We start from the raw sequence: 11,444 nt of genomic DNA on the forward strand, positions 1-11,444 counted from the left end.
AGGATCAGACGACGTCGGCGAGGTAGCCGGTGTCGGCCGCCGGGTGGCGCGCGACTTGGCTCCAGGCGACGGCGAGCGCGTCCACGGCCCGATCGGTGATCTCCGGCGAGTAGCCGATCGGGATGCGCAGGAAGCGCTCGAAGGCGCCGTCGATCCCGAAGCGCGGGCCGGCGGTGATCAGCAGGCCCGAGGTGCGGGCAGCGAGCGCCAGCTGCGAGCTGGCCGGGCGGCCGAGGCCGACCCAGGTGGAGAGGCCGCCGGAGACCCGCGGCACGCTCCACTCCGGGATCGCGCGGGCGAGCGCCGCCTCGAGGTGGTCGCGGCCGGCCCGCAGCTGCTCGCGGCGCAGCTCCAGCACGCCGTCCATCCGGCCGAGCATGTCGGCGACCAGGAGCTGCTCGACGATCGGGCTGCCGAGGTCGCCGGCCGAGCGCGCGGCGACGAGCTTGCGGATGACGCTCCGCTCGGCGCGGATCCAGCCGATCCGGATGCCGCCCCAGAGCGTCTTGCCGACCGAGCCGATCGAGATCACCGTGCCCTCGGGACCGTAGGACGCGAACGGCAGCGGCGACATCCGCCGGTCGATGTCGAGCTCGGCGGTGGTCTCGTCTGCGATGATCAGCGTGCCCTGGCGCGCGGCGGCCGCGATCGCGCGCTCGCGCAGGTCGACGGCCATCGAGCGGCCGGTCGGGTTGTGGAAGTCGGGCATCAGGTAGGCGAGCGTCGGGCTGGTGCCGCGGATCGCCGCGATCAGGCCCTCGCCGTCCCAGCCGTCGGCGCCGTCCACGTTGACCGGCACCAGCCGGGCGCCGGCGAGCCGGAGCGCCTCGTAGGCGTGCGGGTAGGTCGGCGCCTCGATCAGGGCGCGGTCGCCGCGGGCGAGCAGGGTGCGCGCGACGAGCGCGATCGCGTGCTGAGCGCCGATCGTCACCATGATCTGGCCGGGCTCCGTGCGCAGGCCGCGGCGGGTGTAGCGCTCGGCGATCGCGCGGCGCAGCAGCGGCAGGCCGACGGTGTCGTAGGAGCCGTCCTCGAAGTACTCCGGCGCGAGGCGCGCGGCACGGGCGTAGGCCTCGGCGAGCTCGGGCACCGCGGGCAGCGCCGCCTTGGTGAAGTCGACGAAGTCGGGCGCGAGGGTCGGCACGGCGTGCACCGCGGCGCCGGGGAGGCGGGTCGCGCTGCCGGAGCCGCGGACGCTGACGAGGTAGCCGCTGTCGCGCAGCTCGCGGTAGGCGGCGGCCACGGTGGTGCGGCTCACGCCGAGCCGCGCCGACAGCTCGCGCTCGGCGGGGAGCCGGCTGTCCGTCGGGATGCGGCCGTCGATGCTGAGCAGGCGGATGCGGTCGGCGAGGGCGAGGTACGCGGGGCGGGTGCCGCGCTGCTCGCGCCAGTCGCCGAGGAGGGTCTGCAGGGCGCGTACGCCGAAGTGGACATCAGCCATGCGTCCAAGATAGCCGGATTGGACCGCGCGAAGAAGGCCACTCCTGCGATGGGATTCTCGGCATGACGATCACCGCGCCCCTCGCCGTCCCCGCTCCCCCGGCGAGCCAGTGGCGGCTGCGACCCGTGCCGCGGCTGCTGGTCGGGCTCGTGCTCTACGGCTTCGCCGACGCGATGATGATCCGCGCGTCGATCGGCGTGGACCCGTGGACCGTCTTCGCCCTCGGCGTCGCCCGCCAGACCGGACTGGGGATCGGACTGCTCACCAACGTGATCGGACTGCTCGTCCTGCTGCTCTGGATCCCGCTGCGGCAGCGACCCGGCCTCGGCACCGTGCTGAACGTGCTGGTGGTCGGCACGACGATCGGCGTCGGGATCGAGCTGCTCGCCGTCCCCGCGGAGTGGTGGGGCAAGGCACTGCTGTTCGCCGGCGGCCTGCTGCTGCTGGCCGTCGCGAGCGGGATCTACATCGGCGCCCGCCTCGGCGCCGGCCCGCGCGACGGGCTGATGACCGGCCTGCACAACCGCCTCGGGCTGCCGATCTGGGCGGCCCGCGGCGGCGTCGAGCTCACCGTGCTCCTGATCGGCTGGGCCCTCGGCGGCGACGTCGGCCTCGGCACCCTCGCCTTCGCCCTGCTGATCGGCCCCCTCTGCGCGGTGACCCTGCCACTGCTGGGCGTCCGCCGCAGCTGACCGCTCATGCCGCTCCGGGGCTCCCCGACCAGCATGTGGACGTACGCGCAGCGGGCCCCTTCATGCTGATCGAGTAGCCCGCGAAGCGGGCGCATCGAGATCCACCACCGCCAGCAGGACGAGTCTGCAGACCGCCCTGCTGAGGACGGCGGGTCTCGATACGCCGCTCCGCGGCTGCTCGACCAGCATGTGGCCGCACAACATCAGCTGAGACGAGGGGGCATCCCCTGACAGCGGAGGCCCACCCTTCTCAGCTGATGTTGTGCGGCGCCCCGCCGTCGAGCCGCCCGCGCAGCGGGTCCACCTTCATGCTGAGCCGCCCGCGCAGCGGGCCCCTTCATGCTGAGCCGCCCGCGCAGCGGGCCCCCTCATGCTGATCGAGTAGCCCGCGAAGCGGGCGTATCGAGATCCACCGTGGTGCAGACGGTGGGTCTCGATACGCCCCTGCGGGGCTACTCGACCAGCAGGAGGGGGCCGCTCCGCGGCTGCTCGACCAGCATGTGGCCGCTCCGGCTAGCGCTTCGCGCTCAGCTCCGCGCGGGTGCGCTCGGCCTCGTCCGAGTCCTGGATGGAGGCGATGCCCTCGGTGATCGAGGTGCCCGAGGCGGGGGCCTCGTGCTCGTCCGCGCCGAGGGTGGCCTCGTCGAAGGGGGCGCGGCCGCCGAGCACCTCGCGGACCTGCACCATGTCGATCTGCTTGGTCCAGGTGCCGACGAGGAGGGTGGCGACCGCGTTGCCGGTGAAGTTGGTGACCGCGCGGGCCTCCGACATGAAGCGGTCGATGCCGACGATGACGCCGACGCCGTTGACCAGGTCGGGACGGAAGGACTGCAGACCGCCGGCCAGGGTGGCGAGGCCGGCGCCGGTGACGCCCGCGGCGCCCTTGGACGCGACCATCATGAAGAGCAGGAGCCCGATCTGCTCCGGGATCGACATCGGGGCGCCCGTCGCCGAGGCGATGAAGAGCGAGGCCATCGTCAGGTAGATCGCGGTGCCGTCGAGGTTGAAGGAGTAGCCGGTCGGGACGGTGATGCCGACGACGGGCTTGGAGACGCCCAGGTGCTCCATCTTGGCGATCAGGCGGGGCAGAGCGGCCTCGGAGGAGGAGGTGCCGACGATGAGCAGGTACTCGCGGGCCAGGTACTTCATCAGCGAGAAGATGCTGACGCCGGTGACCAGGCGCAGCAGCAGGCCGAGGACGACGACCACGAAGATCGCGCAGGTGAGGTAGAAGCCGATCATCAGGGTGGCGAGGGCGACGACCGCGCCCCAGCCGGTCTTGCCGACCACCGCGGCGATCGCGCCGAACGCGCCGATCGGGGCGACCCAGAGCACCATCGAGAGGATGCGGAAGACCAGCACCTGCAGCTGCTTGATCGCGCCGAGGATCGGCTGGCCCTTGGCGCCCATCTTCTGCAGCGCGAAGCCGACCAGGAGGGCGACGAAGAGCGTCTGCAGGATGCTGCCGTCCACGAGCGAGGAGAACAGCGAGACCGGGATGATCCCGAGGATGAAGTCGCTGGTCGACTCCGCCTTGAGGTCGGTGGTGTCGTAGGTGGCGCTCGAGATGTCGAGGCCCTCGCCCGGGTGCAGGATGTTGCCGACGACCAGGCCGATGGCCAGCGCGAAGGTCGACATCACGATGAAGTAGCCGAGCGCGAGGCCGCCGACCTTGCCGACCGTCGCGGCCTTGGCGATCGAGCCGATGCCGATCACGATGGTGCAGAAGATGATCGGCGCGATCATCATCTTGATGAGGCCCACGAACGCCTTGCCGACGGGCTCGAGCGTCGCGGCGAACGCGGGGGCGACGAGGCCGACGATCACGCCGGCGACGACCGCGATGATCACGGCGATGTAGAGCCAGTGGTTGCGGTCGATCCGCCGGCGGGTCTTCACGGGGGTGAGGGAGGGGCTGAGCCTGTCGGTGCGGGGCCGGTCGGGGCCGCCGGGCGTCTTCGCCATGCGCGTGTCCTGTCTCTTCGTCGAGCTGGGAGGGGGTGAGACGATGCTCGCCCCCGCGGTCCGCCCGGCCGATGTTGCGTTCATACTGTTCACGGACACCGAGCTGTTCACGGACACCGAGCTGTTCACGGACATCGCGGTCCAGGTCGCGGACGAGGAGGTCGGATGCCCGGAACGAGCCCCCGCGGCAGCATCGCCGCGCGGCTGTTCGCCGTGCAGCTGATCTGCATCCTCGTGATCGGCGCGATCGCGGTGCTGGTCCTCGCGTTCGACGCCCGCGGGCGCGCCGGCGACGACGCGGCCCAGCGGAGCCTGGTGGTCGCGCGCACGGTCGCCGACAACCCGTTCGTCCTCGACGCGGCGCAGGGCGCGGACCCGTCCGCCTCGCTCCAGCCCTACGCGGAGGAGATCATGGCCGACACCGGCGTCGACTTCCTCACGATCATGAACCCCGACCGCACCCGCTACACCCACCGCGACCGCGCGCAGATCGGCCTGCCGTTCATCGGCACCATCGCGCCGGCGATCGAGGGCCGCACCTTCACCGAGACCTACACCGGCACCCTCGGCCCCTCGGTGCGCGCCGTCGCCCCGATCGAGAGCGCCGACGGCACCGTCGTCGCGCTGGTGTCGGCGGGCGTGACCCTCAGCCGGGTCGACGCCTCCTTCCTCCCCCGGCTCCAGGTCGTGGCCGGCGGCGTGCTCGGCGCGGTGGCCCTCGGCGGCATCGGCTCCTGGCTGCTCGCCCGCTACCTCCGCCGGGTCACGGGCGGCCGGGGGCCCGAGCAGATGAGCCAGGTCTTCGCCTACTACGAGTCGGTGCTGCACTCGGTGCGCGAGGGGCTGCTCCTCGTCGACGACCGCGGCCGGCTCGTCCTCGCGAACGACCACGCGCTCGAGCTGCTCGGGCTCGAGGGCGTGTCGATCCCGGTGCCCGTGGCCGAGCTCGACCTCCCCGACGCCCTGCGCGCGGTGCTGCTCGCCGACGAGCCGGTCGCCGACCGCCTGGTCGTGGCGCACGAGCGGATCCTCGTGGTCAACGAGCGACCGGCCGCCTCCCCCGGTGCCCGGCCGCTCGGCACCGTCACGACGCTCCGCGACCGCACCGAGCTGCAGCGGGTGTCCGGCGAGCTGGAGTCGATGCGCACCCTCTCGGACGCGCTGCGCTCGCAGACCCACGAGTTCTCCAACCGCCTGCACACCATCGCCTCGCTGATCGAGCTCGGCCGACCCGAGGAGGCGCTCGCCTTCGCGGCCGGCGAGCTGAACCTCAGCCAGCGGCTCGCCGACCGGGTGCTCGGCTCGGTGCAGGAGCCGGTGATCGCCGCGCTGCTGCTCGGCAAGGCCGCTCAGGCCCGCGAGCGCGGGGTCGAGCTGCACCTCGAGACGCACCTCGAGCCGGGCGCGCAGGGCTTCGAGCCCGGCGACCTGGTGACCGTGCTCGGCAACCTGATCGACAACGCGCTCGACGCGGCCGCCTCCTCCGCCGCCGACCGCGAGCCGTGGGTCGAGGTCTACCTCGGGCTGGCCGAGGACGCAGGTGCCGAGGGAGCCGAGCTGGTGCTGCAGGTCTCCGACAGCGGACCCGGCGTCGCCGAGGCGGCCGACGTCTTCGCGCGCGGCTACTCGACGAAGGAGTCGGACGCGTTCGGCCGCGGCATCGGCCTCGCGCTGGTGCGGCAGGTGGTGCAGCGGCTCGGCGGGAGCATCGAGGTGACCCGGCACGTCGGCGCGGTGTTCACGGTGCAGCTGCCGCTGCGGGACCCGGCCGGGGCGACCCGGTGACCGCCGCGCCGATCCGCGTCCTCGTCGTCGAGGACGAGCCGCTGACCGCGAGCGCGCACGCCGACTACGTCCGGCGCGTCGAGGGTTTCGAGGTCGCGGCGGTGGCCGGCAGCGGCGCGGAGGCGATCCGGGCCCTGCGCGCCGATCCCGCGATCGCGCTGATCCTGCTCGACATGAACCTGCCCGACATGGGCGGGCTCGACCTCTGCCGTGCCGTGCGCACCGCGGGCCTGGACGTCGACGTGATCGCGATCACCGCCGTGCGCGACGCCGCCGTGGTGCGCGCCTCCGTCGCCGCCGGGATCGTGCAGTACCTGATCAAGCCGTTCGTCTTCAGCGTCTTCGCGGCGAAGCTCGCCAGCTACCGCCAGTACCGCGAGCGGATGCACGGTGCCGACGTCGCGAGCCAGCACGAGGTCGACGGCGCCTTCGCCGCGCTGCGGACGTCCAACGCTCCGGGGCTGGCGAAGGGGCTCTCCGCCGAGACACTCGACGCGGTCACCGCGCTGCTCGGCCCGGTCGGCCTGTCCGCCGGGGAGCTCGCCGCCCGGCTCGACGTCTCGCGGGTCACCGCGCGGCGCTACCTCGAGCACCTCGCCGATTCGGGCGTCGCCGAGCGCGCCCCGCGCTACGGCTCGCCGGGGCGGCCGGAGCTGGAGTACCGCAGGGTCTGAGCGGCTACTGCACGTACGACGACAGGAAGTTCCCCAGCCGCTCGATCGCCTCGGAGATGACCCGCTCCTCCGGCAGCGTGACGATGCGCAGGTGATCGGGCGTCGGCCAGTTGAAGCCGGTGCCGGGCACCAGCAGGATGTGCTCGGCGAGCAGCAGGTCGTAGACGAGCCGCCCGTCGTCGCGGATCTCGTGCACCTCCGGATCGAGCCGCGGGAACGCGTAGAGCGCGCCCATCGGCAGCTCGCAGGAGACGCCGGGGATCGCCTGCAGCCCCTTCCACGCGGCGTCGCGCTGGCGCCGCAGCCGCCCGCCCGGCGCGATCAGCGCCTCGATCGACTGCACGCCCGAGAGCGCCGCCTGCACCGCGTACTGCCCCGGCACGTTGGGGCAGAGCCGGGTCGAGGCGAGCAGGGTGATCCCCTCGAGGAACCCCGCGGCGTGCTCGCGCGGCCCGGTGATCGCGAGCCAGCCGGAGCGGTAGCCCGCGACGCGGTAGGTCTTGGAGAGGCCGTTGAAGGTGAGGCAGAGCTGGTCCGGCGCGAGCGACGCCAGCGGGATGTGCTGGGCGTCGTCGTAGAGGATCCGGTCGTAGATCTCGTCGGCGAGCAGCAGCAGCGAGTGCTCCTCGGCGAGCGCGACGATCCCCTCGAGCACCTCGCGGGTGTAGACGGCGCCGGTCGGGTTGTTGGGGTTGATGACGACGATCGCCTTCGTGCGCGCGGTGATCTTCGAGCGGATGTCCTCGAGGTCGGGCTGCCAGCCGTCGTCCTCCGCGCAGCGGTAGTGCACCGCGGTGCCGCCCGCGAGGCTCGTCATCGCCGTCCAGAGCGGGTAGTCGGGCGCCGGAATGAGCACCTCGTCGCCGTCGTCGAGCAGCGCCTGCAGCGTCATCGTGATCAGCTCGGACACCCCGTTGCCGAGGAACACCCACTCGGGGTCCACCGGCGGGAAGCCGGGGACCTCCTCGTAGCGGTAGGTCACCGCGAGGCGGGCCGAGAGGATCCCGCGGCTGTCGCTGTAGCCGTGCGCGCTGGGCATCGCGGCGATCATGTCGCGGACGATCTGGTGCGGCGCCTCGAAGTCGAAGCCCGCCGGGTTGCCGGTGTTCAGCTTGAGGATGCGGTGCCCCTCGCTCTCCAGCCGCGACGCCTCCACGAGCGCCTTGCCGCGGATCTCGTAGAGGACGTTGCGGAGCTTGGAGGACTGCTCGAGGGGGCGCGGCGGGGTCATCGGTCCAGTATTCACCGGCCGACGACCCCGAGCGCCGGTCAGCCCCTCGTGGCGCGGACCGCGGCGGCGATCTCCTCCTCGATGAGGTCGTAGTTGATCGCGGCGGCGACGCGCAGGCCGTCGGCGGCGGCCGCCATCACCTGCGACATCGGCTCGACCAGCGAGCCGGCGGCGAAGACCCGCGGCGCGGTGGTGCGGCCCATCGGGTCGACGGTGATGTGCCGGGCGGCGCCGGAGGGGTGGTCGACGAGCTCGAGGCCGAGGCCGTCGGGCAGGTTGCCCTCGACGCGGGGGCCGACGACCAGCGCGTCGAGCTCGAGCCGGCGGCCGTCGACGACGACGCCGACCAGGCGGTCGTCCTCGACGAGGACCTCGGTGACGGCGCCGTCGATCAGCTCGATGCCGCGGGCGGCGAGTCCCTCGGCCTCCTCCGCTCCCGGCGCGAAGACGCCGTTGGTGAGGATCGACACCCGGTCGCTGAGCTGGCGGAACATCTGCGCCTGGTGGCCCGAGAAGCCGCTGCCGAGCACGGCGATCCGGCGCCCGCGCACCTCGAAACCGTGGCAGTACGGGCAGTGCAGCACGTCGCGGCCCCAGCGCTCGGCGAGCCCCGGGATCCCGGGCAGCCGGTCGGTGGAGCCGCTGGCGAGCAGCAGGCGGCGGGCGCGGAGCACGGTGCCGTCGGCGAGGGTCGCGGTGACGCCGCCGTCGGCGGCCGAGGCGGAGACGATCCGCCCCGGGACGACGCGCACTCCGTAGCCCTCGGCCTCGATCCGGGCGAGGCGGGCGAGCTCGACGGGCGCGGTGCCGTCGCGGGTGAGCACGTTGTGGGCGCCGGGCGAGGGCGCGTTGCGGGGCGGCCCGCCGTCGACGACGAGCACGTCGCGGAGGCTGCGGCCGAGGGCGGTGGCGGCGGCGAGTCCGGCGAAGGAGGCGCCGGCGATGAGGACGTCGGGGAGGTCTGAAGCGGTCATGTCCCGAGCATCCGGTGGCGGCCGCGGTCCGTCGAGGATCCGTGCCGTTCCGGCACGACCGCGCGGCCCGCGTGCCAGGATCGGGGCATGCACCCCGAGCACGACTCCCCCTCCGACGACGAGATCGTCGCCGCCGTCGGACCGCGGCTGAAGCGCCTCCGCCTGCGCCGCGACCGCACGATCGCCTCGCTCGCCGCGGAGACCGGCATCTCGGCGAGCACGCTCTCGCGGCTGGAGAGCGGCGGCCGGCGCGCGACGCTCGAACTGCTGCTCCCGATCGCCCGCGCGCTCGGCACGCCGCTCGACGAGCTGGTCGGCGCCGCGCCCGAGGACCCGCGCGTGCACGGCCGGCCGTTCACCCGGCACGGGATGCGGATCCAGCCGCTCAGCCGCGACGCCGGCGCCCTGCAGGCCTTCAAGACCACGATCCCCGCCGGTCCGGTCCCCGCGCCGGAGCAGCAGCGCACCCACGAGGGCTTCGAGTGGCTCTACGTCCTGAGCGGGCGGCTCCGGCTGCGGCTCGGCGAGCACGACATCGTCCTGCCGGCGGGCGAGGCCGCGGAGTTCGACACCCGGGTGCCGCACTGGTTCGGCCGGGCCGACGAGCAGCAGGTCGAGTTCCTCAGCCTGTTCGGGCGCCAGGGCGAGCGGATGCACGTCCGCGCCTCGACGCGGCGCTGAGACGGCGGCACTGAGACCGCGGGGCGGCTCAGCTCTCGCCGAGCACCTCGCGGACGAAGCCGGTCGTCTTCACGCGCAGGGTCGCGATCCGCTCGGCCTTCGCCGCCTCGACGTCGAAGCCGACGTAGGCGACCGAGGGCCGGGTGCGGACGTTGGCCGAGCACTGGAAGTCCGCGCAGACCAGCGTGCCGAGGGTGTCGCCCGCGCGCCCGGCCGGGCCGGCCTTCTTCGCGCCGAAGAAGACCACGTCGTTGGGCAGGCGGATGTCGCGGCACCAGGAGCACTGCGCCCGCGAGCGCGGGTTCGCGTCGGCCTGGCGGAGCAGGACGCCCACCAGCCGGTCCTCGAGCGGCACGACGACGTAGGCGCGGCGCCCGATCTTCCTGTCGCGCCAGCCGAGATGGTCGAACGACTCCCAGTCGAGGTCGTCGAAGCCGGCGGGGAGCGAGAGATCCGCGACCTCCTTGCGTGAGGCGTTCACGAAGGAGTCGCGGATCTGCTGGTCGGTGAGGGCGCGCATGTCCTCTCCAGCCTAATCAGCCGAGGTGCGCGACGGCCTCCCGCGGTGCCTGCGCGAGGAACTGCTCCTTCTTGATCCGGATCATCGTGAACGCGATGACCGCGGCGAGCACCAGGCCGACGGCCGCCGCGACGAACACCGCGGAGTAGCCGTCGACGAAGGCGACCGGCGAGGACTGCTCCCCCGCCACTCCCGCGTAGAGCGTGGTGAAGACGGAGAGGCCGATCGAGCCGCCGATCTGCATCGCGGCGTTGGCGGTCGCGCCGGCGGCACCGGCGTCGTGGCCGGCGATCCCGGTCAGCGCCACGTTCTGAACCGGCACGAAGATCATCGCCATGCCGACGCCGAGCAGGATCAGGCCGGGCAGCACCTGCACGAGGTAGGAGCCGTCCGCGGTGATGCGGCTGAGGTAGAGCAGGCCGGCGGCCGCGATCAGCGGGCCGACGATCATCAGCAGGCGCGGGCCGACGGTCGGCAGCAGCTTGGTGGCGATGCCCGCGACGATCATGATCGTGACGGTCATCGGGAGATTGGCGAGGCCGGACTCGAGCGGCGCGAGGCCGAGCACGAGCTGCAGGTGCAGCGTCAGGTAGAGGGTCGAGCCGATCATGACGCTGCCGACGATCGCCTGGATCAGGAACGCGCCGCCGCGGATGCGGTCGGTGACGATGCGCAGCGGGAGCAGGGGGTGGTCGGAGCGGGCCTGGATGCGGACGAAGACCGCGAGCAGCAGGACACCGGCGAGCAGGAAGCCGAGGGTGTCGACGCGGAGCCAGCCCTGCTCGGCGAGCGTGAAGCCGTAGACGAGGCTCGCGAGGCCGAGCGCGACGGTGATCGTGCCGGCGATGTCGAAGCGGTTGCGGCCCTCGGCGCGGCTCTCGGTCACCAGCAGGGCGCCGGCGACGACGCCGATCAGCACGACGGGGACGTTGACCAGGAGGCACCAGCGCCAGTCGGCGAACTCGGTGAGCAGACCGCCGAGGACGAGGCCGACCGCGGCGCCCGCCCCGGCGACCGCGCCGAAGACGGCGAAGGCGGTGTTGCGCTCGCGCCCGCCGGGGAAGGAGACGGTGAGCAGCGCGAGGGCGGCCGGGGCGAGCAGCGCGGCGAAGGCGCCCTGCAGACCGCGGGCGGCGATCAGCTCGGTGCCGGAGGAGGCGACGCCGCCCCAGGCCGAGGCCGCGCCGAAGCCGACCATGCCGATGAGGTAGGTGCGCTTGCGACCGGTGTAGTCGGCGATGCGGCCGCCGAGCAGGAGGAGGGCGCCGAAGGCGAGCGCGTAGGCGGTGACGACCCACTGGCGCTCGACGTCGGTGAGGCCGAGGTCGGCCTGCGCGGCGGGCAGGGCGATGGTGACGATCGTGCCGTCGAGGACGACGACGAGCTGGGTCATCGCGAGGATCACGAGGACCCACCAGCGGCGGGAGGAGGAGGGCGCGGGCATTGCTGAGCCTTTCGAAGCGGAGGGAGCGGGACCGGCG

The 11,444-nt window shown here is 73.2% G+C and carries 10 protein-coding genes; 4 read left to right on the forward strand and 6 right to left on the reverse strand.

Features of this window, described 5'->3' with window-relative positions:
• Positions 1-4 precede the first annotated feature (4 nt).
• Positions 5-1,441 carry a PLP-dependent aminotransferase family protein gene (locus tag MT351_RS00530; protein ID WP_123734923.1) on the reverse strand — a complete coding sequence of 479 codons (1,437 nt, stop codon included), beginning with the start codon at positions 1,439-1,441 and terminating at the stop codon, positions 5-7.
• Between the two features lie 62 nt (positions 1,442-1,503).
• Between MT351_RS00530 and MT351_RS00535 the strand changes: the two genes are divergently transcribed.
• Positions 1,504-2,133, forward strand: coding sequence for a YitT family protein (locus MT351_RS00535; RefSeq protein WP_308197687.1), 630 nt, complete (start codon positions 1,504-1,506; stop codon positions 2,131-2,133).
• A 513-nt stretch (positions 2,134-2,646) separates the two neighbouring features.
• Here the strand turns inward: MT351_RS00535 and MT351_RS00540 are convergent.
• Positions 2,647-4,098 carry a cation:dicarboxylate symporter family transporter gene (locus tag MT351_RS00540; RefSeq protein WP_123734922.1) on the reverse strand — a complete coding sequence of 484 codons (1,452 nt, stop codon included), beginning with the start codon at positions 4,096-4,098 and terminating at the stop codon, positions 2,647-2,649.
• A 165-nt stretch (positions 4,099-4,263) separates the two neighbouring features.
• Between MT351_RS00540 and MT351_RS00545 the strand changes: the two genes are divergently transcribed.
• Positions 4,264-5,883 (forward strand): sensor histidine kinase, encoded by a 1,620-nt coding sequence (locus tag MT351_RS00545; protein ID WP_243580980.1) that lies wholly within the window; start codon positions 4,264-4,266, stop codon positions 5,881-5,883.
• Positions 5,880-6,557, forward strand: a complete 678-nt coding sequence (locus MT351_RS00550; protein WP_173287141.1) for a response regulator — start codon at positions 5,880-5,882, stop codon at positions 6,555-6,557. Before MT351_RS00545 ends, MT351_RS00550 begins: the two co-directional genes overlap by 4 nt.
• A gap of 4 nt (positions 6,558-6,561) precedes the next feature.
• On the opposite strand, the gene MT351_RS00555 is transcribed toward MT351_RS00550, so the two are convergent.
• Positions 6,562-7,788 (reverse strand): pyridoxal phosphate-dependent aminotransferase, encoded by a 1,227-nt coding sequence (locus MT351_RS00555; RefSeq protein ID WP_243580981.1) that lies wholly within the window; start codon positions 7,786-7,788, stop codon positions 6,562-6,564.
• 38 nt (positions 7,789-7,826) lie between these two features.
• Positions 7,827-8,762, reverse strand: a complete 936-nt coding sequence (locus MT351_RS00560) for an NAD(P)/FAD-dependent oxidoreductase (protein WP_243580982.1) — start codon at positions 8,760-8,762, stop codon at positions 7,827-7,829.
• Between the two features lie 87 nt (positions 8,763-8,849).
• Between MT351_RS00560 and MT351_RS00565 the strand changes: the two genes are divergently transcribed.
• Positions 8,850-9,443 (forward strand): helix-turn-helix domain-containing protein, encoded by a 594-nt coding sequence (locus MT351_RS00565; protein ID WP_243580983.1) that lies wholly within the window; start codon positions 8,850-8,852, stop codon positions 9,441-9,443.
• Positions 9,444-9,471: 28 nt separating this feature from the next.
• Here the strand turns inward: MT351_RS00565 and MT351_RS00570 are convergent, their stop codons facing one another.
• Together MT351_RS00570 and MT351_RS00575 are read right to left on the reverse strand one after the other, a co-directional pair.
• Positions 9,472-9,963 carry an FBP domain-containing protein gene (locus MT351_RS00570; protein WP_160087347.1) on the reverse strand — a complete coding sequence of 164 codons (492 nt, stop codon included), beginning with the start codon at positions 9,961-9,963 and terminating at the stop codon, positions 9,472-9,474.
• A 16-nt stretch (positions 9,964-9,979) separates the two neighbouring features.
• Complete coding sequence (locus MT351_RS00575; RefSeq protein WP_243580984.1) at positions 9,980-11,407, reverse strand: MFS transporter; 1,428 nt, start codon at positions 11,405-11,407, stop codon at positions 9,980-9,982.
• Positions 11,408-11,444 lie beyond the last annotated feature (37 nt).

The organism is Rathayibacter sp. VKM Ac-2926, assembly GCF_022815565.1.
Lineage (GTDB): Bacteria > Actinomycetota > Actinomycetes > Actinomycetales > Microbacteriaceae > Rathayibacter > Rathayibacter festucae.

Coding starts and splice junctions, on each gene's coding strand:
- MT351_RS00530 (WP_123734923.1), bottom strand. CDS start 1,441: ATGGCTGATGTCCACTTCGGCGTACGCGCCCTGCAGACCCTCCTCGGC.
- MT351_RS00535 (WP_308197687.1), top strand. CDS start 1,504: ATGACGATCACCGCGCCCCTCGCCGTCCCCGCTCCCCCGGCGAGCCAG.
- MT351_RS00540 (WP_123734922.1), bottom strand. CDS start 4,098: ATGGCGAAGACGCCCGGCGGCCCCGACCGGCCCCGCACCGACAGGCTC.
- MT351_RS00545 (WP_243580980.1), top strand. CDS start 4,264: ATGCCCGGAACGAGCCCCCGCGGCAGCATCGCCGCGCGGCTGTTCGCC.
- MT351_RS00555 (WP_243580981.1), bottom strand. CDS start 7,788: ATGACCCCGCCGCGCCCCCTCGAGCAGTCCTCCAAGCTCCGCAACGTC.
- MT351_RS00560 (WP_243580982.1), bottom strand. CDS start 8,762: ATGACCGCTTCAGACCTCCCCGACGTCCTCATCGCCGGCGCCTCCTTC.
- MT351_RS00565 (WP_243580983.1), top strand. CDS start 8,850: ATGCACCCCGAGCACGACTCCCCCTCCGACGACGAGATCGTCGCCGCC.
- MT351_RS00570 (WP_160087347.1), bottom strand. CDS start 9,963: ATGCGCGCCCTCACCGACCAGCAGATCCGCGACTCCTTCGTGAACGCC.
- MT351_RS00575 (WP_243580984.1), bottom strand. CDS start 11,407: ATGCCCGCGCCCTCCTCCTCCCGCCGCTGGTGGGTCCTCGTGATCCTC.